A 22,896-nucleotide genomic window follows, 5' to 3' on the forward strand; every position below is an offset into this window, starting at 1 on the left:
GACATCGGCCGCGAAGGCCTGCGGACGCCCGTGACGGCAGGTCGTGCCGTGTGGCCGGCGCTCTTGCCCGACGCCGGTCCGCGGGCCACGGTGGTCGGCATGACCTCCCTGCCGCCCCTCGAGGTGATTCCCGACGTCTTCGATCCGCGCCGGTACGCCACCGGTGTGCCGTACGCCGACTATCGCGTCCTGCGCGATCACCACCCGGTGGCCTGGCAGGACGAGCACGAGGTGCTGGGCTGGCCCGCCGGACCCGGGTTCTGGGCGGTGACCCGGCACGCGGACGTGGTACGGGTGCTGAAGGACTCGGGGACGTACTCCTCGTACGTCGGCGCGACCCAGATCCGCGATCCGGACCCGGCGGACCTGCCGTTCATCCGGCGCATGATGCTCAATCAGGACCCCCCGGGGCACGGCAGGCTGCGGCGGCTGGTGAGCCGCGCCTTCACGCCGGGGCGCGTGGACCGGTTCGCGGCGGTGGCGCGGGAGCGGGCCCGCACGCTGTTCGCGGACGCCCTGGAGGCGGCCCGTGACAGTGCCGGTACGGTCGACGTGGTCACCGCCGTCACCGACGAGTACGCGCTGCTCAACCTGGCCGACCTGCTGGGCGTCCCGGAGAGCGACCGCCGGCTCCTGCTGCGCTGGACGCAGCGGGTCATCGGCTACCAGGACCCGGACGAGGCCGCTCCCCCGGTCCTGGACGCGGCGGGCAAGCCGATCGACCCGCGCTCGCCCGCCATGCTGACGGACATGTTCGCGTACGCCCGGCAACTGGCGGCGTACAAGCGCCGCTTCCCGGCCGACGACGTGCTGACCACGCTGGCGCACGACGCCGAACTCACCGGTCCCGAAATGGAGATGTTCTTCTTCCTGCTCACGGTCGCGGGCAACGACACGGTGCGCAGCGCGGCCCCGGGCGGTCTGCTGGCACTGGCCGAGCACCCGGAGGCGTGCGACCTGTTGCGCGAGGGAAAGGTCCGACTCCAGGCGGCGATCGAGGAGTTGCTGCGCTGGCATCCGCCGGTGCTGACGTTCCGCCGCACCGCCGCCCGGGACACCGAGCTGGCGGGACAGCGCATCCGTACCGGTGACAAAGTGGTCGTCTTCCACGCCTCGGCCAACCGCGACGAGCGCGCCTTCGCCGATCCGGAGCGGCTCGACCTGGCGCGTACGCCCAATCCGCACGTGTCCTTCGGGGACGGCCCGCACGTTTGCCTGGGCGCCCACTTCGCCCGGCTCCAGCTGCGGCTGTTCTACGAGGAGGCGCTGCGGGCGCTGCCCGCGCCGAGAGTCGCCGGGCCGCACGAGCGGCTCGTGTCGAACTTCATCAACGGGCTCAAGTCGCTTCCGCTACAGGTGAGGTGACGTCCGACACCTGGATGAGCGCGTGCGTGCCGCTGATGCGCCACGCCGCCCCCTCGGCGGCGTCCAGTGCCGCCTCGGTGGCCGCGTCCAGGCCGGTGATCACGTCGGACTTCAGGGTGCGCAGGGTGGCGACCGGACCCGGGAAGCAGGCGGTGACGTCCCGGAAGGGCGTGGTCGGCGGCCACAGCCGGTCGCCCACCAGGCGGCGGTAGTTGAGGTCGCCCTTGAAGACGGTCAGCGATGCCCGGGCGAAGTCGGCGCGCAGGTCGCCGGGCATGTCCGCGTACGGCAGCGGCGCCGCGGCGAAGGGGTGTGCGCGCACCGCGAGACGGCCGTCGGCCATCGCCGCCCACAGGCCCCGCCCGTACTCCCCCGCCGCGCCCGGCGCCGAGGTGAGCCGGCGCACGGCGTCGACCACATCGGCGGTCGTCGCGTCGGAGACGTAGTACGGGTACGGCTTGACGTGCAACACCGCCCGCCCGACGCGTCCCTCGGCCAGGAGGTGGGCGATCAGCAGCAGGTCTGGGACGAGTTCGCGCCCGGCGTTGTCCGCGACCACGCACAGGGTGCCGGTGCCGGACGGCTGGAGCAGGGACCACAGGGCCTCGCTGTCGTCGGCGACCAGACCGGGGACCGCTTCCTGTGCCTCGGCGCCCGCAGCCGACAGGCGGAAGCCCAGGTCCGCGCGGTTGCCCCAGAGCGAGCCGTGCAGCAGGGCCCGCGCCCGCTCGTGAGCCGGGCGGCCCTCCAGGGCGTCGAGGGCGGCGAGTTCCTCGTCCGTCTCCTTGGCGTCGAGTTCGGCGAGCTTGAACGGGCGGAAGGGGTCGATGCCCTGCCAGGCGCCGGGGCCGAACCAGCCGACGGCGTCCAGGAGCCGGCGGTAGAAGTAGCTCTCGGACCACAGCCAGGGCGCCTCGAACCAGGAGCGGCCGGCATGGGCGTCCACGCCCCAGACCCGCCACCGCTCCCGGTCGGGCGCGTTCGCCGGGAGAGGTTCGATCACGCCGTGCAGACAGCTCTCGAGGAGCGCGTCGAGCGCGCGGTGCTGCTCGGGTCCGTACGGGAAGGCATCCCGCACCTGCCCGATGATCGCCGGATGCCGTTCGGCCAGCACGCCGTGGGGGAACGAGCCGGGTTCGTCGCCGAGGATCACGGGCGCGGTGGAGAGGTCGGACATGTGCGTCACCGTACCGCGCGGGTCAGACGGTTCTGATCTCCCGCTCCAGCTGCGTGGCGAGCGTCAGATAGCGGGCCCGACGCGGTACCGGGACCAGAGCGCGGATCATCAGGTGCCACATCTCGGTGATCCTGCGGGGCAGCCGGGTGACGGGTTCGAGGGAGCGGCCCGTGACCCGCGTGCCGACGAAGAAACAGACCAGGGAGTGGGCCACGGCCTCCACGTCGATGTCCGCGTGGACGTCGGACTCCCTGACGGCGCCGAGGAGTTTGCGGGTCGTGATCTCCAGCCATTCGGTGAAGGGGTGCTTGAGCGGCGGCCGGACGGCCAGGTCGGCCGTGGCCAGACGGAGTCCGGCCCGCGGGATCGGACCCTCCACGGCGAGCCGAGCGATGCCGAACATGGTGCGCATCAGGGCCTCGAGGGAGGAGCAGCCGCGGCTGTCCACCTCCTTCACCACCTGGCGCGCGGCCCGGGACTGCAGCTCCATGATGGCGTGCGCCAGGTCCTCCTTGGCCGCGAAGTGGAAGTACAGGGCGCCCTTGGTGACCTGGGCGTGCTCGACGATGTCGCTCAGGCTGGTGGATTCGTAGCCACGGCGGTCGAACAGGTCGGCGGCGGCTGTGATGATCGTTGCTCGGGTCTGCTCGGCCCGTAACTGCCTCGCCATCGACTGAACACTCCTTGCGGACGGAAACGAACGGGACGTGCCGTTTGTTTATTACCCCTCGCACACGATAGCTCACCGTGTGACAGCAGGATCCAGGTGTGCGGACCTGGTGACCGGCACGTGTGACTCGTGAACGAACGGCCGTGACTGTGTTCGGAGTTCGAAAAGCGGACGATGTCAAACCACGGCCCTCCCTCGGCTCTCTCCCGCATCCGGAGGCATTGGCGGGTGGCGGACCGCCGCACCGGTGATCGCCACGATACGAGGCAGCTGGTCGGTTCTCAATGCCACCTCGTCAGGTCCGTAAAACGGACGGCCCGGTCGGTGTGGCGCATCCAGGGCCTGAACGGGGCGGGGCCGTTTCCCGTACTGCACGGAGCAGCCCGTTCCCGCGCCGGCCGAGGAGACGTCCCGGATGACTCGGATCACCGCACCCCTCAGGGTCACGGGGGCCGCCGTCGCGGCCCCGGCCCTGCTGTCCCTCTGGGCGGCCGGACCCGCCCTGCATGGCGCGCCGACGGCTCCGGTCAGCCGGGTGTACGCCTGCTCGCCCGGCGGCGGCAGCGCGGCAACGGCCGCCTGCCGGGCGGCGATCGCGGCGAACGGAGGGTCCTTCACGGCGTGGGACAACCTGCGGGTGGCCGGCGTCGGCGGGCGGGACCGGGAGGTGATCCCGGACGGCCGGCTGTGCAGCGGGGGCCTGCCCGCCTACAAGGGGCTCGATCTCGCCCGTACGGACTGGCCGTCGACGCGGCTGACCCCGGGCGGGCGGCTGACGATGACGTACGCCTCGACGATCGCGCACGAGGGCACGTTCAAGCTGTATCTGACGAAGCCGGGTTACGACCCCGCGAAGCCGCTGAAGTGGTCGGACCTGCCTGAGCGGCCGTTCGCGGCGGCCGAGAACCCGGCGCTCACCACCGGGGCGTACCACATCACCGCGACCCTGCCGGCGGACCGGACGGGGCACCACGTGCTTTACACGATCTGGCAGAACAGCAGCACGCCGGACACCTATTACTCGTGCTCGGACGTCGTGTTCCCGGCGGCGCAGGCGCAGGCGCCGACGGCCGGGAAGAGTGCGGCGCGGCAGGCTGCCACGCCCGCGCCGGTGCGGACCACTACTGCCCCCACCCCGTCGCGGAGCGCGCTCACGGCCGAGCCGTCGCCGGCCTCTTCCCGCGCCGCGGCCGGCGGCGCAGACAGCACGCCGCTGGCCTCCGGCACGGACGCCGGGTCGGGGCCGTCCGCGCCGTTGCTGGCGGGCGGCGCCGCCGCGGTGCTCGTGCTCACCGGCGGCGCCGCCCTCGCCCTGCGTCTGCGTCTGCGTCTGCGTCTGCGTCAACGGTGAACGCGGAGCGTTCAGTGGTCAGTTGACATCGACGGGCACCCCGCCCTGGGTGGCGTCGACGACGGGCGCATATGTCGCGGTGAAGTAGGCGGTGGAGAAGCAGAGCGAGGAGCCCGAGGACTTGGTGAGCGGCTGGTTGGTGAAGGTGATGCTGTGGTCTGCGTTGTCAGCCGTACCGGTCAGGTCGACCGCCTTGTAGACGCAGTTCACGTTGCCCAGCAGAGTGCGCAGGTTGATCGTACTCTGCACGCCGGAGATGGTGACGGTGCCGTCGGAGCCGACGGTGGCGCTGTACGGCAGGTTGTCGACGGTGATGCTGTTGACGCCGCTGACGCCGACGACGTTGCTGGTGCAGCTGCTGAAGTTCAGGCCCGTGAGCGACTCGGTGGCCGTGCCCGGGGCGGCGGGGTTGCCGGTGGCGGTGGCGCTGAAGTCGGAGGCGGCGCACTTCACTCCGCTGGTGCCGGTGGTGCTGGAGTAGAACGTGGCGTTGGTGCCGCTCGCCAGCTGGGAGGTGAGGGTGTCGCCGACCGCGACGGTGTTACCGCCCGCGGTGAGTACCGGGCCGGCGGCGGAGGCGGGCACGGCCACCGCGAGGGTGACGGCGGCGACGGTTCCCGCGAGGGCGAGCATGTTTCGCTTGCGCATGGGAGTGCCTCTCTTCTGGAAGTGGGGGTGCCAGATGACGTGGGGGTGGGTCCGAGGCGCGCGATCTGCCCGGTCCTGCCGACAGGCCGGGCATGGAGCGTGGGTGGTGCGTGAAAGGAGCCGTTCAAGGCCGAAGCCGCGGCTTCTTCATCGGGCTCCTCCTGGGCCTGGCGGGAAGCTGCCTGACCTTCGGCTGGCTACCGGACCAGGAGCCGAGGGCGGGCCGCCGCAGGCGTCGCAAGGAGGCCCGAGCCGCCGGCTAGCTCCTCCGTCCCGGTCAGACCCCGGGCAGCCTGCGCGGTTCGATGCGCTCCTCGCTCACGCCGTCCCCGTCCCGGGTCACGGCGTACGCGCCCTTGCCCGGTACCTCCGCGACCGCTTCGACGAGCCGCGTACCCCGGTAGACCAGGCCGACCCCGTCGTCCGTGCAGTGCGTGGTGGGCAGGGTGCCCTCGGCGACCAGACGGTGGACCAGGGGGCGGCGGCCCGGGTCGGTGTCGTAGTGGACACCGTTGCCGTACGGCAGAAAGCCGAGCGCGTCCGTGAGGGGGCGGAGTTCCGGTCCGAAGGAGTCCGTCGTGCCGCCCCGGAACCAGCAGATGGATCCGGCGCTGACCCCGCTCAGGACGACTCCGGCCGCCCAGGCGCGTCGCATGATCCGGTCCAGGCCGTGCACCCGCCACACGGCGAGCAGGTTGGCCACCGAGCCGCCCATGACCCAGACGACGTCCTGTGCGAGGACCGAAGCTTCCACGTCCTCGAGGTTGGGCCTGGGGAAGAGGTGGAGCGGCGTGAGATCGAACCCGGCCACCCGCGCCGCCTCGGTCATCCGTGCCGTGAAGTGCTCGGCGTCCCCTATGGCCGTGCCGACGTACATCACACGCGGCCGGCGCCCGTGCGCACCCGACAGGTCCACGGCGTGATGGACCAGCGCGTCGAACTCGACCATGGTCCGCCCGCCCGTGCGGTGTCCGCCGGACGTCGCGACGATGGTGGGTTCGATGGCGGCCATGATCGCGATGCTAGCCCCAAGGGGCCGGATCCGTGCCGCGAGTTGTCGTGATCCCCGGAACTTCTCGGCCCCGCCGGGAGTTTCTACCTTGTTGTAGAAGCAATCGTCTGTGCATACGAGGAGTTCGCATGGCCCTGTGGGACCGCATCAAGGAGTCGGCATCGACGATGCAGACCCAGCTCGTGGCGAAGAAGAACGATCTGAAGAGCGGTGCCTTTCGTGACGCGAGCATGGCGATGTGCGCCCTTGTCGCCGCTGCCGACGGGACCATCGACCCCGCCGAGCGTCAGCGCGTGGCACAGCTCATCGCCACCAACGAGGTGCTGCAGAACTTCCCGGCGGACGACCTGCGGCGCCGTTTCGAGGAGAACCTGAACAAGCTCACCGCCGACTTCGCCTTCGGCAAGGTGAGCGTGCTCCAGGAGATCGCCAAGGCGAAGAAGAAGCCCGCCGAGGCCCGTGCCGTGATTCAGATCGGCATCGTCATCGGCGGCGCGGACGGTGACTTCGACAAGACCGAGCAGGCCGTGGTGCGGGAAGCGTGCTTCACGCTGGACCTCCCGCCGCACGAGTTCGACCTCTGACCGGCGGTTTCTTCCGGTCTTTCGGCGCGGGTGCCCCCACATCCGGAGGCACCCGCGTCTTCCGGTCCGGGTCAGTCCAGGCCCGCCGACTTCAGCCAGGCCTTGGCCACGTCCAGCGGGTCCTTGTTCTCGGACTGCACCTGGGTGTCCAGGTCCAGCAGCGTCGCCGTGTCCAGCTTGGCCGAGACCGCGTTCAGCGCGTCGACGCCGTCCTGGGAGAGCCCGCTCTTGTAGACGAGCGGCTGGACGTTCTCGAAGCCGAAGAGGTTCTCCGGGTCCTGCAGGACGACGAACTTCTCCTTGGAGATGGCCGGGTCCGTGGTGAAGATGTCCGCGGCCTGCACGGTGTTCTTCTTCAGCGCCGCCTGCGTCAGCGGACCGCCCGCGTCGAGCGCCTTGAAGGACTTGAACTCCAGGCCGTATACGTCCTTGAGGCCGACCAGGCCCTGCTGCCGCGTCTGGAACTCCGGCGAGGCCCCGATGACCAGGTCCTTCGCGACCGGCTTGAGGTCGGCGATGGAGGACTTGTCGGTCAGGTTGTACTTCTGCGCGGTGGCCGCGTTCAGCGTGACCGAGTCCTTGTCCTGCGCCGGCGCCGGCTTCAGCAGCGTCAGCTTGGAGTCGAGCTTGGCGTCGATGGCCGCCGTGGTCGCCTCGACCGTCTTCGGAGTGGCCTTCGGGTCGAGGTAGGCCAGCAGCGCGCCGTTGTATTCGGGCAGGACCGAGATGGTGCCGTTCTTGAGCAGGCCGTACGTCGTCTCACGGCTGCCGATGTTCAGCTTGTAGGAGACCTTGATCCCCTTGGCCTTGAGGGCCTCGCCGTAGATGTCGGCGACGAGGATGCTCTCGGCGAAGTTGTTCGAGCCGACGACGACCGTGTCACTGCCGGCCTTGTCGCCGGAGAGCGGGTCGGACTTGTCGTCGGAGGAGGAACAGCCCGCCAGCAGGGCCGTTGCCGCGGCGAGCGCGACGGCCGCCGCGCCTCGGTTTCTCCGGATTGACCTGCTGGTGTGGGTGTTGGAAGTCACGGTTCCCGTTCCGGGCTCTGGAGTTGGCTGGGGGTCTGTGTACAGGACTGCAACGGACTGCGAACAGTTCTTCACTGATCCAATCCAGCCCGTTCTCACCCAGTCAAGCGCCACCGGGTCACCGATTGGCTTCGATCCCTGCTCTCTTGTGATGGATTCTTGATGAAGTGCGGCCCGATCGTGGGTTCGAAGAGGCTGTAGTCTCGCCGCAGTTGATTTCCGTCACTGCGGTGCACGGGGCCCGCACGAGTGTCGTCACGTATCAGCTTTCGGGTGGAGGCACCCGCACGAAGGAGGCCCGGTGTCCACGAACCAAGTGGACGCGCCCGCCCGGCCCGCCCCTCCGACCAGGGGTGGCATACGGGGCTTCGCCGACCGCTGGCCCTTCCGGCGCAAACTCAACCTGCTCGTCGGCATTCCGCTCGCAGTGGTCGCCGTCCTGCTGACCTACCTCATCACCGACCTGCTCGGACAGGCGAACAGTGCGCGGTCGGCGGCCCAACTGGTGCGTGACAGCGCCCAGGTCGCCCGGCTCGTGGACCGGGTGGAGGCGGAGCACCAGCAGGCCATCCTGCTCTCGGCGCGCTACGAGGCCGGTGCCGAGATGCCCTCGGCCGATGCCTACCGCAAGGCCCAGGAGGAGGTGAACTCCCAGGTGCGGAAGGTGCGCGGCACCTTCGGCGACCGCCTCCCGGACACCGCCGCGCGGGCGCTGCGCGAGGTCGAGGGCCTGTCCAGCCTGCGTGACTCGGTCGAGCAGGCCTACCTCCCGGCCGACAACATCGACCCGGCCTACGCCAACACCGCCAACGAGCTGATCGACAGCCTCGGTCTCGACCGCAACGCGGCCCTCGCGTCCACCTTCACCGGCAACCTGCTGGACTCCCTGCTGCGCGCGGATGCCGCCCACGCTGCCTTCGAGACCAGCGTGTTCTCGGCGACGACCGGGGACACCAACGCGCTGATCGAGTTCACCAACGCGGTCGGCGCCTACGACCTCTACAACCACCAGGCCGACCGCTTCGGCCGGTTCGCCACCGATGCGCAGGCCGAGGAGCTGGCCGGCGTCGAGCACACGCCCGCGCAGCGCGCCATCGCCGAGTCGTACGCCGAGATGCAGATCGACACCGGCAGGCTGGAGGCGGGCAGCCAGGCGGAGATCCGGCTCGCGGTCAAGCAGGCCCTTGCCTCCTACCCGTACTACCCCGAACAGGCCGCGGCCCGGCTGAAGATCACCACCTCGCTGATCGGCCAGATCGCCGACCGCGCCGACAACACCTCCGAGTCCGCCACCTGGCGGGCCTCCCTGCTGCTGAGCGGCACGCTGCTCGGCTTCGCCCTCTGGATCGCCTTCGCGGTGCTCGTCCGCCGCTCGGTGATCCGTCCGGTGCAGGCCCTCACCGGTGTCGCGCACGAGGTCGCCGACGTAGCGGGCCGGGAACTGGCCCGGGTGGCCGACGACGACGCCGAGGACGACGGCCCGCCCCGGCTGCGGGACATGCCCGTCACCGCGCGCGACGAGATCGGCGACCTGGCCGAGGCCTTCAACCAGGTGCAGACGACCGCCGCGGCGCTCCTCGAACGGCAGGTGCTCAGCCGCCGCAACACCGCCGAGATGTTCGGCAACGTCGGGCGCCGTGTCAGCAACCTGACAACTCGTCAGCTCGCGCTGATCGATGCCGTGGAGCGCGGCGAGACCGACCCGGCGCTGCTCGAACGCCTCTACTCCATCGACCACATCGCCGTACGTCTGCGCCGCAACGCCGACAGCCTGATGCTGCTGGCCGGCATCCGGGAGACGGTGCTCGAGGCGGGGCCGACCGAGCTGACCAACGTCGTACGGGCCGCCCTCGGGCAGATCGAGGGCTATCAGCGGGTACGGCTGTACGCCGCGACCGAGACCATGGTGGCGCCCGACATCATCGGCGACCTGACCCTGATGGTGGCCGAACTCGTCGAGAACGCGGTGTCGTTCTCGCCGGAGGGCAGCCCCGTCGAGGTGACGGTCCGGGCCGGTGCCGAGGGCGCGCACGTCGTCGTCACCGATCACGGACTCGGGATGAGCGCGGAGCGGCTCGCCGAGGAGAACGCGCGGCTGATCCGCCGTGAGCGCCTCGACCTGATGCCGACCAAGGTGCTGGGCCTGTTCGTGGTGGGCACCCTGGCCCGCCGCTGGGAGATCGGGGTCGAGCTGACCCGTACGCCGGGCGGCGGCGTGACGGCGGAGGTCTCGCTGCCGGCCTCGCTGCTGCTGACGATGAGCCCGGTGAACGCGGCCGCACCGACGGCGGCGGCCATCGAGCCGGCGTCCACCACAACCGGCGGACCGAAGCCGTCTCTCACTGCTTCGGCCGACGAGGCCACTGCCGGCGAACCCGGCCCGCTCCCACGCAGAACCACCCGCCGAGACCGGGCGGAGGCCGGCACGCGGACGACGGCGCCCGTGGGAGAATCGACAGCGACGGCGCACGGCACGAGCCCGGCAGCGCCCGCCGGGAAGCCGACGGAACCCGACGGCACGAATCCGCCGGCGTCCGACGCCACGTCAACGCCCGCCACCGGAACGCCCGCCCCCGCACCCGGCCCGGTCTCAGCCGCCCCCGGCGATGCGCCTACCATGGGCGGCAACGCGTCCGCGACGAGCAGTGGCAGGCCACCGAAGGCCCCGCTCATTCCCCGCGCCCGCACCGAGTCACCCCTCCCGGCCGTCGCCAGTGACGCCGACGGCACCTCCCGCCCGCTGCGTCGCCGGGTCCGCGGAGCCACGCTCCGTACGACCGCCGGCACGCAGCAGGTGGTACCCCAGACCGTGCGTCCGACCGATGCCGACGCCGTACGCGACGCCCTCGACGAGTTCGAGGCCGCCGTGGAGCGCGCGCGGCGCGACAGCGACACCGGCAGCTTCGCGCGCCCCGGCGACGGCACCCGGCCGACGCACCGACCGCACGACCAGAACCACCACCCGGAAGGAGCCGAGCAGTGAGCACGTCGACAGGTGACACCCCGACGGGCGGTACCACGCCGACCGACCTGCGGGCCGCCGCGGCCGACTTCACCTGGCTGCTGAACCGCTTCGCGACAGAGACAGCCGGCGTGGTCGACGCGATCGCCGTGTCGTCGGACGGACTGCTCATCGCCGTCTCGGAGTTGCGCGAGCGCGCCCACTCCGAGCGGCTCGCCGCGATCGTCTCCGGCATCACCAGCCTGGCCGCCGGAGCGTCCGGCAACTACGGCCTGGGCGGTCTCAACAAGGTCATCATCGACCTGGAGGGCGGCCATGTCATCGTCTCCGCGATCGGCAGCGGCGCCGTACTCGGCGTGGTCGCCGACAAGGAGGCCAAGCTGGGCAACATCGCCTACGAGATGACGCTGTTCGCCAACCGGGCCGGCACCGCCCTCAGCCCGCAGCTCGTCCTGGAACTGAAGAACACCGTCGGCGTGCCGTCGTCGCGCTGACCGGCGCCGCCCGGCCGAGAGAGGAAGCGAAGGATCCCATGGCGGACGGCTCCCCGCCCCCGGGCGCCGACCCGGTCGGTCCCGCCCCCGCCGTGAGGCCTTTCCTGGTCACCGCCGGCCGGGTGGCGGACACCGCCTCCGGCCGGACGATGCCCGTCGAGACCCAGGTGGTGGCCACCGCCGCCGGACTCGGCGCGCTCGCCGGGCTCTCCTTCGAGCAGCACGACATCGTCGCCGCCTGCCGCCGCCCGCAGTCCCTGGCGGAGTTGGCGGCCCGGCTGCGGCTGCATCTCAACGTGGTCCGTGTGCTGGCCGAGGACCTGCGCGCCGCCGGGCAGTTGACGGTGCACGTGCCCGACGTCGCGGCCACGCACGACGCGTCCGTCCTGCGCAGGGTTATCGATGGGCTCAGGTCCATCCCCGACTCCCGAGGGGTACTCCGTGACACCGACTGAACCACTGGTCCACGGCGCCGCCGCCGCGCAGACCGCCGAACGGCCGCCGCTGCCGGTGAAGATGGTCATCGCGGGCGGCTTCGGCGTCGGCAAGACCACATCCGTGGGCTCGATCTCCGAGATCGAGCCGCTCACCACCGAGGCCTCGATCACCGAGGTCGCCGCGGGCGTGGACGACCTCACGCACACGCCGCGCAAGACGACCACCACGGTGGCGATGGACTTCGGGTGCCTCACCATCGACCCGACGCTCAAGCTGTATCTGTTCGGCACGCCGGGCCAGGAGCGGTTCGGGTTCATGTGGGACGACATCGTCGAGGGCGCGGTCGGCGGACTCGTCATCGTCGACACGCGGCGCCTGGACGACTGCTACGCGGCCGTCGACTACTTCGAGCACAAGGGCATCCCGTTCGCGGTGGCGATCAACGCCTTCGACGGGAAGGTGGAGCACACCCTGGACGAGGTCCGCTGGGCGCTGGACGTGAGCGAGGGCGTGCCGCTGGTGGTGTTCGACGCCCGGGAGCGGGGCTCGGTGCGGGACGCGCTGCTCGTCGTACTGGAGCTGGCGCTGGCCCGCACCGAGGGCTGAGCGTCAGGCGCCGCGCCGCACGCCGGGCGACACCGCGAACCGGCCCACCGCCCAGAACACCGCGAGCGTGGCCAGCGCCAGCCCGGCGACCAGGGTGGCGCCGCCGACGACCTTCTCGTAGCTGCGCTGGTAGAGGCCGTCGATGATGTAGCGGCCGAGTCCGCCGAGGCCCACGTACGCGGCGATGGTGGCCGTCGAGACGATCTGGATGGCCGCCGAGCGCAGCCCGCTGAGGATCAGCGGGAGCGCGACCGGGAGTTCCACCTGGAAGAGGATCCGCGACTCGGACATGCCCATGCCGCGGGCGGCGTCCACCGGGGACGGGTCGACGGAGCGCAGGGCCTCGTAGGTGGTGACCAGGATCGGCGGTACGGCGAGGACGACCAGCGGGACCATCACGGGCACCAGGCTGAACCCGAGCAGGATGGTCAGCAGTACCAGCAGACCGAAGGTGGGCAGCGCCCGCCCCGCGGTGGCGATCAGGGCGAGGGCGTTGCCGCCGCGCCCGTAGTGGCCGGTGAGCACGCCGATCGGCAGCCCGATCACGGCCGAGTAGGCGAGGGCCTCCAGGGAGTACCCGATGTGCTCCCAGAAGCGGGTGGGGATGCCGTCGTAGCCGTGCCAGTGGGCGCTGTCGCTGAAGAAGGCGTGGACGAAGTTCAGTATGTTCACCGGGCGGCGCCCTTCCTCGGCATCCACGGGGTCAGGACGCGGCGTACGAGAACCAGTGCCGCGTCGGCGAGGATCGCGAGCGCCGCCATGGTCAGCACGGCGTTCACCGCCAGCTCGGGCCGGTGGTAGATGTTCGCGTCGTTGAGCAGGTTGCCCAGCGCGCCCTGGTTGCCGATCAGCATGCCGATGCTCACCAGGGAGATGCTGGACACGGTGGCGACGCGCAGGCCGGCGATGATCGCGGGTACGGCGATCGGCAACTGCACCTGGAAGTAGCGGCGTACGGCCCCGAGGCCCATGGCGGTGGCGGCGGCGAGGGTCTCCGGCGGCACCGACCGCACGCCGTCCACGATCGCCGGGACGAGCACCACCAGGCTGTACACGGCGAGCGGGATCATCACGGTGGTCTCGCTCTGGCCGGTGTAGTCGATGAGGAAGACGAAGAAGGCCAGCGACGGGACGGCGTACAGCACGGTGGTCACGCCCAGCACCGGCGGGTACAGCCAGCGGAACCGCACGCACAGCTGGGCGATGGGCAGTGAGACGAGCAGACCGACGAGGACCGGGATCAGCGCTTCCCGCAGGTGGAGGCCTATCAGCCCGAGGTAGCTGTGCTGGAGGTCGCTCGGGATGTCGAAGAATCCGCTCACCGCACGGCCTTTGCTTCGTCGTCGGTCCGTCCCTCGGCGTGTGCGTTCCGGATGGCCTCGGCGATGACCGCCTGCGACACGACACCGACGACGCGCCCGGTGCCGTCCACGCCGACGGACCAGCCGGTCGGCGACAGCACCGCACCGTCGAGCGCGGCGCGCAGCGAGTCCTTGCCGTGCACGAACGGCCGTCCGTAGGGGAGCAGTTGACCGACGGCGATCTCCCCCGCGGTGAGGTCCTGCGGTGCGCCCCACCCGAGGGGCTTGCCGTCCAGGTCGGTCACGAGGAGGTAGGGCACGTCGGCGGAGCCGCGCGCGGCGAGCTTCTTCGCGTCCGCGTCGACGGGCACGACGGGGCCGGACTCCAACTTCAGGGCGCCGGACGGGAAGAAGGACAGCCGCCGGATGCCCCGGTCGGTGCCGAGGAAGTCCTCGACGAAGTCGTCCGCGGGCGCGCTCAACAGCTCCGCGGGCGGCGCGAACTGGGCCAGTTTGCCGCCGGTACGCATCACGGCGACCATCGTGCCGAGCTTGATCGCCTCGTCGATGTCATGCGTGACGAAGACGATAGTCTTTCCCAACTCCTCCTGGATACGCAGGAGTTCATCCTGAAGCCCCTTGCGCACCACGGGGTCGACGGCGGAGAACGGCTCGTCCATGAGCAGCACCGGCGGGTCTGCGGCGAGCGCCCGCGCGACACCGACGCGCTGCTGCTGTCCGCCCGACAACTGGTAGGGGTACCGCCTGGCGAGCGAGGAGTCGAGGCCCACCCGCTCCATCAGCTCCGCCGCGCGCGCCCGGGAGCGCTCCTTGCTCCAGCCGAGCAGCCGGGGCACGGTGGCGATGTTGTCGATGATCGTGCGGTGCTGGAAGAGACCGGCGTTCTGGATCACGTACCCCATCGAACGACGCAACGTGTTCACGGGCTGCGCCTGGATGTCCACGCCGTCGAGGAGGATGGACCCCTCGCTCGGCTCGACCATCCGGTTGATCATCCGAAGGGTGGTCGTCTTGCCGCAGCCTGACGGCCCGACAAGAACCGTGATCGAGCGGTCCGGTATCTCCAGCGACAGCCGGTCGACCGCCACCGTGCCGTCGGGATACCGCTTGGTGACTGAATCTATCCGTATCAAAACGCCGAATACCCTTCGGGTTTGGCAGAAACCTGCCCACTTTCGGCCACGGTCGTCGTTGCGCAGGCCATTGCGTGGAGAGTCTAGACCGCGATTGTTGCGGCTTCTTGGCCACGGGTGCAGCAGCATGGCCTGGTGGAGAAAGTACGACTCCTCGTCCTCGACGAGGATCCGCCCATCGCCGACCTGGTCGCGACGGTCGCCCGGTACGAGGGCTGGGATGCGGTCATCGCATACTCCGGCGAGGAAGGGCTGTCCCGGGCCGCCGAGTTCGACCCGGCCTGGACCGCACTCGCCCCTCCTCCCCCCAGCTCCTCGCAGCCGCGGCCCCCAGCCCCGAACCAACCTCCCTGGCACGGTCGATCACGTCGGAGCCGGGCCGCTCCGCCGCCCTCCTGCGGCGCGCTCTTCCACACCTGCCTCAACCTGCACGAACCCGGCCGCCCGGCCATGACCCGCCCGATCCCCGTACCGGAACCGCCCGCCGCGCCTCGCAGGCTCCCGCACGAGCCCGCCCGATTCGGGGGTGGAGGAGGGAGATTTCGAGCCGGCTCGACGGTCGGCCTACGGACAGCCGCCGCGCGTGCCGTCACCCCCCCCCGCCCCCTCCTCCGGCACCGCCGTGCCCTGGCGCAGACGCGGGCGGGCCGCCACCACCGCTACGTCGTCCTCGGCGTGCCGGGCGTCGAAGCGGTTGAGGATCGTCTCGAGGATGTCGTCGACGGGCGCGGCGGTCGCGAAGCCGAGCGTGGCAAGTCGTTCCAGCGAGGCGTCGATGTCCTCACCCCGGTGCTCCACGAGCCCGTCGGTGAACAGCACCAGGGTCTCGTCCCGGTCGATGGTGTGCGTGGTCGACTCATAGCCCCCGAAGCCGGTCCCCAGCGGCGGCCCGACCGGCACGGGGACCACCCGGGTCTCGCCCTCCCGGCTGATCAGCACGGGCGGCAGATGCCCGGCACTGGAGAGCGTGAGCTGGCCGCGGGCCGGGTCGACACGCACGATCAGGCAGGTCGCGGGCCTGCGGTCCTCCTCGCCGGACGCGATGTCGTCCATCTGGCGCAGCACCCGGTGCGGGGGCAGGTCGGCGGAGGCGATGTAGCGCAGGGAGGAGCGGTAGGCGTTCATGTCGACGGCGGCCTCGAGGCCGTGCCCCATGACGTCACCGACGACGAGCAGGGTGCGTCCGAAGTGCAGCCGTACGGTCTCGCACCAGTCGCCGCCGACCAGGGTGCGGCTGCCCGCCGGCAGATAGCGGATGGCGACGTCCAGGTTCGGGTGCGGCCGGCCGGGCTCCGCCAGCAGGGCACGCTGCAGGTCGCCGGCGGTGCGGTTGACGTTGTCGTACTCGCGGGCGTGCCGGATGTGCGAGGCGGCCCGTTCGGCGAGGAGGGTGAGGAGCTCGGCCTCGGGGCCGGTGAACGGTTCGGCCTTCCGGCCGCAGACCAGCACGCCGTAAGAGACCTCGCCGCTGATCAGCGGAACGCAGAGTGCGGGCCGTGCGTCCTCGCCGCCCGGGTGGACCGTCCAGGGCTCCGGTGGGCGGTCGGCCGCGGGTGACGCGTTCCCGCGAGCCACCGCGCCGGCCCAGCGGGCGTCGGGCAGCAGGTCCGGGTCGCCGGTGATCGACTCGTACCCGGTGACCGTCTCGCCGAGGTGGCGCATCACGGCCGCCGCGCCGCCGGCCACCTCCGCGACGGTCCGGACCAGTTCCGTGCACGTCGTGCCCTCGTCGAGGGTCGTGCCGATCCCGGCCATGACCGCGCGCAGGCCCTTCAGCCGCGACGACGCGCCGTCCCCCTCCGTGAGCCCGTTCCCGGGGCCGCGATCGCCGACCGCCGCGGGTCTCCGCAGGGCCTGGATCCAGCGCGCGACACCCGCCACCCTCACAGAATCTCAAACGGGAGCGATCCCAGCACCAGCCACGCACTTCCCTTCGGCAGCACGGACCGGGCCTCTCGATCGACAGGCCGCATGACGGACTACGCCCGGCAAACTCGGGTGCCGCTGCCTGTGGACGTGCGGCACGAGTCCGCGCGCTCACGTGGTCGAGGACTTCGACGAGGGGGTCCTTCGGCCGGGAGGTCACCGGATACGAGGTGAAGGACCTGACGGCGGCCCTGACCGGGCCAGGGCCAGGGCCAGGGCCGCCGGCGTAGCCGCTCGGTGAGCGCCTGGGCGATCAGGCCTTGTCGGCCGTCAGCCGCAGCGAGGTCGAGTTGATGCAGTAGCGCTGGACGGTCGGGGTCGGACAGCCCTTCCCTTCGAACGTGTGTCCGAGATGCGATCCGCACCGGGCACACCGCACCTCGGTCCGCACCATCCCGTGCGAAGTCGCAGAAGGACGGCCAGCCATCACTATTAGTCGAGGGTGACCACGACGACGTCGGGCCCCGAGTTTTCAGGCGGTGAGCGTCGCAGTAGCCGCACTGGACCGGGCCCCTGTGGCGCATCTGGACCGACACGGTCACGCCTCGGTCGAGGCCGGCCAAATGACCGAACATCGTCGCCACTCTGCAGGGCGCCCTCGTTCTAGCCCGTGCACGGCATTCACTTCAGCCCCTGCGCAACGCCAAGAAACTTCCTACCGCCCTGGCCAGTTGATGACCTGTGAGGCTTCGGATGCGGTCCCCCTCTTCCCCGGGGAGTAGTCGTGAAGGAAACGCAAGCGCTTCCAGCAACCCGTTGTGACAGCCGGAATCCGCCGAGTATGCTCTCAAGTTCCTTTCATATTCAGGAAGTTGAATAGTGCCGACCAGCGGGGGACTGCGTGCCGACGACTCGAAGCGGATCCGAGGGTTTCCCCGACGACCGGGCCGTGAACTTCGTCCTCGGGTTCCCGACAGCGGTGGCTCCCGAGTACCGGAACCGGTCGAGCCTGGCGTCCAGCCCGCCGCTGTTCGTCCTGCGGGTGCCTGAGACGGGGTACGCGGCCGGTGTGGACCGTGTTGTCGGAGCGCTGCGCGCCTCGCTCTACGACAACGGCAAACTCGTGCCGTTCGCCCACCTGCCCCCGGAGGATGACTCGGCACTGCTCTCCGAGACCGCCGGAATCCAGCTGTTGTCCGGCGCTCCGGAGTACATGACGCCCGATCGGTTCCCGCACTTCCGCGTCATGCGGGACCTCGTCACGTACATCCGGCGGAATCCGGACGCCTGGAGACAGGGCCCGCAGACGCGGAGCCTGCGCTTGTACGCCAGCGAGCAGCGCGCCCAGCGCGGCGGCCTGTTGGGCTTCACCAGGAGGGAGACGGAGGCGCCGGACCTCGGCCTCGGCGGGCTCCCGGGCTTCCTGGTGAAGGTCAGCTGGCTCTCGTTCGTGCAGCGGATGCCCAAGTGGCTGTGGGCCTGCTGGACGTCCCGCAAGGTGATGCGGGGATGGCTGGGGGCGGAGAAGATCGCCGGAGGCGGCAAGAAGCTCTTCCGGGTGATGGATACCGTGGGCGCCGTGTGGGGCGCGCAGCTGAGCAGGGACCCGAACCACGAGGAAGCGCTCCAGCAGATCGACCGGCTCCTGTTCCGCGCCCTCCTGGAGGACTTGCGCACCCCGGCGATCGGCCGGATCCGGCCCGGCCGACGGCGCAGGACGGGCCGCCCGGTCCTGCTCGTGGAGCTGCCGCCGCCGGGCACACCGGGCGCCCGTGCCGCCGATCGTTTCCTGCGCTCCGTGGATGAGGCGCGCGCCACCGCCGGGCCGCCGGGTCCGCTCGTCGTGGCCGTGGGACAGCCGTCCGAGACCCTGCTGGCGGACCTGGACTGTCGTGACGAGTTCACGTTCGCGCAGGCGAGTCAGCACCTCGGCCAGAGCGACAAGCCCACGGTCCTGGTGACCTTCACCGAGGAGGCCATGGCCGGCCCGGGGCTGGACCTGCGCAAGGTCACTCCGCGCACGTTCAAGTTCAGCCGGACGATCCCCACCGGAATCGTGACCTGCGTGACCGTCGTGGCCCTGATCGCCGCGGGCCTGGTCACACGGAGAGCTCTCACCCCCGACGTGGACCACAGCTGCGTCGGCGGCAGCGAGTCCGTCGCCGAGTCCGCGCGGACCACCCCCGTTCCGGTCGACTCCAAGGGCTGGTACGAGGCTGCCGTACGGGAGATCGACGAGCAGAACAAGCGGGCCGAGCAGGCCGCCGCTCAGGGCAGAACCGTGCGGACCGTCGTGGCATTCGTCTCCAGTGTGCCGACAGACGAGAACGAGACGCGCTTCGACGGCACTATCCCGGAGCTGCGCGGCATCGCGATGTGGCAGAAGAAGGTGCTCGACGACGCGGTGTCCAACGACTCGGCCGTACGCTTGCGGGTCGAAGTCCGGCCCACCGGGCGGGCGTTCGCGAACGCCGTGGCGGAGGCGAAGAGGCTCGTCGCCCGGGTGCGGGACGAGCCCGGTGTCCAGAGCGCCGAGGCTTACGCCAGGGTCGTCGGCGTCCTCGCATACGCGCAGAGCCGGGACGAGACCCGGGACGCGCTCCAGGTGCTCGGCGCCGCAAAGATCCCCACGATCGGCACCACAGCGACCGCCGACGAGATGCTGGGCGGCGACGCCAGCCTCAGCTACTGGCCCTTCACCCCGGCCAACTCCACCGAGGCACGGATCGAGGCGGACTTCGCGAGCGGCCAGAACATCGTGGCCGCCCCCGGCTCCGGCTCCGGCGACAGCTGCTCCCCCGCCCGCCGCGCCCTCGTCATCGAGAGCTCCGCCGACCTCTACAGCCGCAGCCTCGCGGACAAGTTCCGCGCCGGCTTCCCCGGCGCCTCCCAGGTGTTCAACTTCAACCAGGACGGCGACTTCGAGCCCGCGCCGCCGGCCGGCGCGACCAGCGTGTCCAGCGCCGACGAACTGGCACGCCAGCTGTGCAAGGCGCTCAAGGAGCAGCCGGAGTCCGTCGTGTACTGGTCGGCGCGGGCCCGCGACTTCACCGCCTTCATCGACGCCATGGACAACCAGGGCACCTGCATCGGCGACGACATCACCGTCCTCGGCGGCAACGAACTCACCAATGTCGCCCAGACCGGCGCCTTCAACAACAAGAACTGGCTGCGTCTGTACTACTCCGCGCACCGGCAGCCCGCCTCGGACCCGCGCGTCAGCGACAAGACCCGCCAGTTCGTCGACGACTACAACGCGTTTGTGCAGAGCACCACGAAGGGCACCGACCCCTGGGTCCAGGACGGCCATTCCGCCGTCTCCTACGACGCGTTCCACGTCCTGTCCCAGGCGGTCGACCAGGCCCGTCTGCGCGACGAGTCCGTTTCCCGCGAGTCCGTCCTCGTCGCCCTCGGCGCAGGCGTCACCTTCAACGGTGCCACCGGCTACGTCTCCTACGACCAGGGCAACAACGCCCCGCCCGTCGACAAGACCCTCGTCCTGCTCCGCCAGCTCGCGGACCGGACGGAGGCCGTCGTGGTGTGCGGGGCGTACGAGCAGGGCGCGTCGAGCCGCGCGCAGGGACCGCCGTGCTCCCGTTGAGGCGGTTGCATCTCATCGGCGCCCCCGACGAGATCCGCCGGTGCACTGCGGACGATCCGCGCTGCACGCCGCGCTCGACGCTGGAGTCCGCATGGGCCCGGAACCGGGCGGCGCGCGCTGATGCTCCAGGGACGTTGATGGTCGGGTCTCCGAAGACGGCGGGCGGTCCTGCGCCGTGCTCCGGCATGGCTGCTCGCGGAGATGCACGCCGCCGATGAAGTCCGCCTCGGCCTGGCGAACGGCCAGGAATGCCCGCGCGATATCCGGCTCCCATCCGGACGAGGGAGGGTGGGAGGGAGGAGCGAGCGATGGCGCGGATGTTCGTCGACGGCGACGACCTGGTCGTACACCTGTCGTGGCGGGAAAAGGCAGCCGCCCGCCGCGGCGACGTGCGTGTGCCGCTGACGGCGGTGTGCCGGGTGACGGTCGAAACCGACTGGTGGCGCGCCCTGCGCGGAGCCCGCCGGCGCGGCCTCTGGATTCCCGGGGCCCGGTGCATCGGCACGCGCAGCCACCACGCGGGGATGGACTTCGTGGCCGTGCGGCCCGGCAGACCCGTTGTGTGCGTCGAATTGCGGCCCGCTGCCCCCTTCCGTCTTCTCGCCGTATCCGCGCCGACCCGTGGGGAGGCCAGTGCCACGGCTCAATGGCTCGGCCGAACCGCACCGAAGATCGACACATCCACGCCTTGTCGGCAGCCGCTTCCGGTGCCCGAGGAGAACTCTGAGGGGAGCACGTCCTACTGCCTGACCGCCAGGAGGCGTGACGACCGGAATCATCCAGGCTGATCCACGGCGTCCAGGACAACGTACGAGCCGCAGTCCAGAACCAGCGCCCAGCCACCCAGCCCGCCGCTACCGCTGGGGAATGGTGAGTTCACGGCCGCGGTAGAAGGCCTCCCGCTCCTCGACGACGTAGGGGGCCATGGCCGCACGCCGCTGCGCCTCCGGCTCGGAGGCCCGCCAGGAGTCGCATGCCTCCTTGGAGTCCCAGAACGACACCCCGGTGATCTCCTGTCCGTCCTCGGACCAGTACGCGAAAGCGCGGCGCAGGGCCTGCGGGTAGGGGGCCGGCTGCCACGCCCTCTCGAAGTCCTCCAGGGTGCCGGGCCGAAGGCGGCGCGTCGTCACCCAGACAAAGTGTTCCTCCATCGCCGCCTCCTGCGCGAGCCCGGTTCGGCCTGGTTGGCCCTCTTCGACCACCGTAGGTCCCAAACACCGCTTGTGCCTGCGTGGCGATCGTGGCGCTGCCGAGAATCCCTGGCCGGGTTCCGGGTCGCGGTCCTGTCGGCACTGATGGCATCGGACGTTTCCGGTCCCGGGAGCCGGAGGCGGACACTTGAAGAGGTGGTGCAGACGCCGGATGCGGCTGTCGGCGGTGATGGCGATGAAGGGTACGGTCCGGCTCGGAAGTGTTCGTGGGGTGGCGGTGCGGGCGCACTGGAGTGTGCCGCTGATCATGCTGCTCTTCGCGTACGGACTGGCCGACCGGACACTGCCCGGATACGCGCCGGGCCTGGCGCCGGTGGTGTACGCGGTCGCTGGAGTGGTCGGTGCCGTGCTGTTGCTGGCGAGTCTGGTGGTGCACGAGGCGGCGCATGCGCTGACTGCCCGCCGAGCGGGGATGTCCGTGCGTGACGTGACCCTGTGGGCGCTCGGTGGCCTGACCCGCATGGACCGGCCGACCACAGCACGGGCGGCCTTCACGGTCGCCGTCAGCGGGCCGCTCGCCAGCCTGTTGCTCGGTGGCGTCGGGCTGGGTGCGGCGGCCGCGGTTCAGGCGGCGCCGGGCTGGCGGATTCTGGTTGCGGTGCTGGGCTGGTTCGGTGGCACCAACCTGCTGCTGGGCGTCTTCAACCTGCTGCCCGCCGCGCCCCTGGACGGAGGCCGGGTGCTCCTGGCGGCACTGTGGTGGCGTACGGGGGACCGCGAGCGGGCTCAGCGGGCGGCCGGGCGCAGCGGGCAGGTCGTCGGCATCGCGCTGGCCGTTGTGGGGTGGCTGGCGTTCGCGAGGGGGATGACGGGCGGCTTGTGGCTGATGATCGTCGGCGCGTTCGTGGGGGGTGCCGCCGCGGCCGAACGACGGTGGGCGGAGCTGGTCACAGCTCTGCGCGGGGTGCGGGTGGAAGAGGCGATGACCAGTCCGGTGCTCACTGGTCGAGACTGGCTGACCGTGGACCGCTTCCTGTCCGAGACGGCACCTCGGTCGGGCCGCTCGGTGCTGGCGTTGCTGGACTTCGACGGCCGTCCCAGCGGTGTCGTACGGCTGCGACGGCTGACCAACGTGCCGCCCGGGCAGCAGCAGTCGGTGCGCGTACGGGACCTCGCGACCCCGCTGTCCGCGTGCACGGTCGCCGCACCGGACGAACTGCTGACCTCCGTGCTGGAGCGCCTCGGCACCGGGAGCGGACTGCCCGTCCTGGTCCTGGAGGACGACCGGCTGCGCGGGATCGTCACCGCGCACGACATCGACCGTGCTCGCCAGTGCCGGTCAGCTCCCCCGCGCTCCGGGACGCCACTCCTGCCTCCGGGCAGTCCGTAGCCGCCGCTGATCGATCCGATCCAGTTCAGAGGCGTCCACCGACCCCACACTGCTGGGACTTTTCAGTGACTTTCAGCGCTGTCCGAGGGACTTCCGAG

General features: G+C 70.9%; 20 protein-coding genes and 3 pseudogenes. 12 read left to right on the plus strand and 11 right to left on the minus strand.

The genetic code is table 11. The annotated features are described in order from the left end of the window. Positions 1–99 precede the first annotated feature (99 nt). Positions 100–1,365, plus strand: a complete 1,266-nt coding sequence (locus IEZ19_RS17995) for a cytochrome P450 (RefSeq protein ID WP_189312217.1) — start codon at positions 100–102, stop codon at positions 1,363–1,365. Here IEZ19_RS17995 and IEZ19_RS18000 read toward each other — a convergent pair. Beyond that, a complete protein-coding gene (locus IEZ19_RS18000) occupies positions 1,337–2,542 on the minus strand; it encodes a damage-control phosphatase ARMT1 family protein (protein WP_189312218.1) in 1,206 nt (401 codons plus the stop codon). The genes IEZ19_RS17995 and IEZ19_RS18000 overlap by 29 nt on opposite strands. Positions 2,543–2,564: 22 nt before the next feature. Beyond that, positions 2,565–3,212, minus strand: coding sequence for a ScbR family autoregulator-binding transcription factor (locus IEZ19_RS18005; RefSeq protein ID WP_189312219.1), 648 nt, complete (start codon positions 3,210–3,212; stop codon positions 2,565–2,567). A 415-nt stretch (positions 3,213–3,627) separates the two neighbouring features. Between IEZ19_RS18005 and IEZ19_RS18010 the strand changes: the two genes are divergently transcribed. Beyond that, on the plus strand, positions 3,628–4,563 hold the full coding sequence (locus IEZ19_RS18010) for a lytic polysaccharide monooxygenase (protein ID WP_189312220.1): 936 nt from the start codon (positions 3,628–3,630) through the stop codon (positions 4,561–4,563). Between the two features lie 18 nt (positions 4,564–4,581). On the opposite strand, the gene IEZ19_RS18015 is transcribed toward IEZ19_RS18010, so the two are convergent. After that, a complete protein-coding gene (locus IEZ19_RS18015; protein WP_189312221.1) occupies positions 4,582–5,211 on the minus strand; it encodes a Tat pathway signal sequence domain protein in 630 nt (209 codons plus the stop codon). Positions 5,212–5,351: 140 nt separating this feature from the next. Between IEZ19_RS18015 and IEZ19_RS54165 the strand changes: the two are divergent. After that, positions 5,352–5,474 (plus strand): annotated as a pseudogene (locus IEZ19_RS54165) (DUF6114 domain-containing protein); the annotation flags it as partial. Between the two features lie 14 nt (positions 5,475–5,488). On the opposite strand, the gene IEZ19_RS18020 reads toward IEZ19_RS54165, so the two are convergent. Further along, on the minus strand, positions 5,489–6,223 hold the full coding sequence (locus IEZ19_RS18020; RefSeq protein WP_189312222.1) for a Type 1 glutamine amidotransferase-like domain-containing protein: 735 nt from the start codon (positions 6,221–6,223) through the stop codon (positions 5,489–5,491). A gap of 128 nt (positions 6,224–6,351) precedes the next feature. On the opposite strand from IEZ19_RS18020, the gene IEZ19_RS18025 reads away from it, so the two are divergent. After that, on the plus strand, positions 6,352–6,807 hold the full coding sequence (locus tag IEZ19_RS18025; protein ID WP_189312223.1) for a tellurite resistance TerB family protein: 456 nt from the start codon (positions 6,352–6,354) through the stop codon (positions 6,805–6,807). A gap of 71 nt (positions 6,808–6,878) precedes the next feature. Here the strand turns inward: IEZ19_RS18025 and IEZ19_RS18030 are convergent, their stop codons facing one another. Then, a complete protein-coding gene (locus IEZ19_RS18030; RefSeq protein WP_189312224.1) occupies positions 6,879–7,835 on the minus strand; it encodes an ABC transporter substrate-binding protein in 957 nt (318 codons plus the stop codon). Positions 7,836–8,136: 301 nt separating this feature from the next. Between IEZ19_RS18030 and IEZ19_RS18035 the strand changes: the two genes are divergently transcribed. The 4 genes from IEZ19_RS18035 to IEZ19_RS18050 are packed head-to-tail and all read left to right on the plus strand — an operon-like array spanning position 8,137 to position 12,335. Continuing rightward, a complete protein-coding gene (locus tag IEZ19_RS18035) occupies positions 8,137–10,818 on the plus strand; it encodes an ATP-binding protein (protein ID WP_189312225.1) in 2,682 nt (893 codons plus the stop codon). Next, the gene (locus IEZ19_RS18040; protein ID WP_189312226.1) at positions 10,815–11,291 is read left to right on the plus strand and encodes a roadblock/LC7 domain-containing protein; all 477 of its coding nucleotides are present in this window, start codon (positions 10,815–10,817) and stop codon (positions 11,289–11,291) included. Before IEZ19_RS18035 ends, IEZ19_RS18040 begins: the two co-directional genes overlap by 4 nt. Before the next feature lie 38 nt (positions 11,292–11,329). Beyond that, positions 11,330–11,746 (plus strand): DUF742 domain-containing protein, encoded by a 417-nt coding sequence (locus IEZ19_RS18045; RefSeq protein ID WP_189312227.1) that lies wholly within the window; start codon positions 11,330–11,332, stop codon positions 11,744–11,746. Next, on the plus strand, positions 11,733–12,335 hold the full coding sequence (locus IEZ19_RS18050) for a GTP-binding protein (RefSeq protein ID WP_189312228.1): 603 nt from the start codon (positions 11,733–11,735) through the stop codon (positions 12,333–12,335). Before IEZ19_RS18045 ends, IEZ19_RS18050 begins: the two co-directional genes overlap by 14 nt. 3 nt (positions 12,336–12,338) lie before the next feature. Here the strand turns inward: IEZ19_RS18050 and IEZ19_RS18055 are convergent, their stop codons facing one another. Genes IEZ19_RS18055 through IEZ19_RS18065 form a run of 3 tightly spaced genes read right to left on the minus strand, consistent with a single transcriptional unit; the run spans position 12,339 to position 14,790 of the window. Further along, on the minus strand, positions 12,339–13,007 hold the full coding sequence (locus IEZ19_RS18055) for an ABC transporter permease (protein ID WP_189312229.1): 669 nt from the start codon (positions 13,005–13,007) through the stop codon (positions 12,339–12,341). Next, positions 13,004–13,657: an ABC transporter permease gene (locus IEZ19_RS18060; RefSeq protein WP_189312230.1), complete on the minus strand. Its 654-nt coding sequence runs from the start codon at positions 13,655–13,657 to the stop codon at positions 13,004–13,006. Before IEZ19_RS18060 ends, IEZ19_RS18055 begins: the two co-directional genes overlap by 4 nt. Beyond that, positions 13,654–14,790, minus strand: a complete 1,137-nt coding sequence (locus IEZ19_RS18065; RefSeq protein ID WP_189312231.1) for an ABC transporter ATP-binding protein — start codon at positions 14,788–14,790, stop codon at positions 13,654–13,656. Before IEZ19_RS18065 ends, IEZ19_RS18060 begins: the two co-directional genes overlap by 4 nt. A 135-nt stretch (positions 14,791–14,925) precedes the next feature. On the opposite strand from IEZ19_RS18065, the pseudogene IEZ19_RS50755 reads away from it, so the two are divergent. Continuing rightward, positions 14,926–15,069 (plus strand): annotated as a pseudogene (locus IEZ19_RS50755) (response regulator); the annotation flags it as partial. A 285-nt stretch (positions 15,070–15,354) separates the two neighbouring features. Here the strand turns inward: IEZ19_RS50755 and IEZ19_RS18070 are convergent. Both IEZ19_RS18070 and IEZ19_RS18075 read right to left on the minus strand, forming a co-directional pair. Next, on the minus strand, positions 15,355–16,671 hold the full coding sequence (locus IEZ19_RS18070) for a GAF domain-containing SpoIIE family protein phosphatase (RefSeq protein ID WP_189312232.1): 1,317 nt from the start codon (positions 16,669–16,671) through the stop codon (positions 15,355–15,357). A 298-nt stretch (positions 16,672–16,969) separates the two neighbouring features. Then, positions 16,970–17,119, minus strand: a pseudogene (locus IEZ19_RS18075) (peptide-methionine (R)-S-oxide reductase); the annotation flags it as partial. A 438-nt stretch (positions 17,120–17,557) separates the two neighbouring features. Here IEZ19_RS18075 and IEZ19_RS18080 point away from each other — a divergent pair. Next, a complete protein-coding gene (locus IEZ19_RS18080; protein WP_189312233.1) occupies positions 17,558–20,257 on the plus strand; it encodes a type 1 periplasmic-binding domain-containing protein in 2,700 nt (899 codons plus the stop codon). A gap of 308 nt (positions 20,258–20,565) precedes the next feature. Continuing rightward, on the plus strand, positions 20,566–21,045 hold the full coding sequence (locus IEZ19_RS18085; RefSeq protein ID WP_189312234.1) for a hypothetical protein: 480 nt from the start codon (positions 20,566–20,568) through the stop codon (positions 21,043–21,045). A 66-nt stretch (positions 21,046–21,111) separates the two neighbouring features. Here IEZ19_RS18085 and IEZ19_RS18090 read toward each other — a convergent pair whose 3' ends face one another. Next, the gene (locus tag IEZ19_RS18090) at positions 21,112–21,408 is read right to left on the minus strand and encodes a hypothetical protein (RefSeq protein ID WP_189312235.1); all 297 of its coding nucleotides are present in this window, start codon (positions 21,406–21,408) and stop codon (positions 21,112–21,114) included. Between the two features lie 235 nt (positions 21,409–21,643). On the opposite strand from IEZ19_RS18090, the gene IEZ19_RS18095 reads away from it, so the two are divergent. Then, a complete protein-coding gene (locus IEZ19_RS18095; protein ID WP_189312236.1) occupies positions 21,644–22,798 on the plus strand; it encodes a site-2 protease family protein in 1,155 nt (384 codons plus the stop codon). Positions 22,799–22,896 lie beyond the last annotated feature (98 nt).

It is taken from the genome of Streptomyces brasiliensis (genome assembly GCF_014647875.1).
Classification (GTDB): Bacteria; Actinomycetota; Actinomycetes; order Streptomycetales; family Streptomycetaceae; genus Streptomyces; species Streptomyces brasiliensis.

Coding starts and splice junctions, on each gene's coding strand:
- IEZ19_RS17995 (WP_189312217.1), top strand. CDS start 100: ATGACCTCCCTGCCGCCCCTCGAGGTGATTCCCGACGTCTTCGATCCG.
- IEZ19_RS18000 (WP_189312218.1), bottom strand. CDS start 2,542: ATGTCCGACCTCTCCACCGCGCCCGTGATCCTCGGCGACGAACCCGGC.
- IEZ19_RS18005 (WP_189312219.1), bottom strand. CDS start 3,212: ATGGCGAGGCAGTTACGGGCCGAGCAGACCCGAGCAACGATCATCACA.
- IEZ19_RS18010 (WP_189312220.1), top strand. CDS start 3,628: ATGACTCGGATCACCGCACCCCTCAGGGTCACGGGGGCCGCCGTCGCG.
- IEZ19_RS18015 (WP_189312221.1), bottom strand. CDS start 5,211: ATGCGCAAGCGAAACATGCTCGCCCTCGCGGGAACCGTCGCCGCCGTC.
- IEZ19_RS18020 (WP_189312222.1), bottom strand. CDS start 6,223: ATGGCCGCCATCGAACCCACCATCGTCGCGACGTCCGGCGGACACCGC.
- IEZ19_RS18025 (WP_189312223.1), top strand. CDS start 6,352: ATGGCCCTGTGGGACCGCATCAAGGAGTCGGCATCGACGATGCAGACC.
- IEZ19_RS18045 (WP_189312227.1), top strand. CDS start 11,330: ATGGCGGACGGCTCCCCGCCCCCGGGCGCCGACCCGGTCGGTCCCGCC.
- IEZ19_RS18085 (WP_189312234.1), top strand. CDS start 20,566: ATGGCGCGGATGTTCGTCGACGGCGACGACCTGGTCGTACACCTGTCG.
- IEZ19_RS18090 (WP_189312235.1), bottom strand. CDS start 21,408: ATGGAGGAACACTTTGTCTGGGTGACGACGCGCCGCCTTCGGCCCGGC.
- IEZ19_RS18095 (WP_189312236.1), top strand. CDS start 21,644: ATGAAGGGTACGGTCCGGCTCGGAAGTGTTCGTGGGGTGGCGGTGCGG.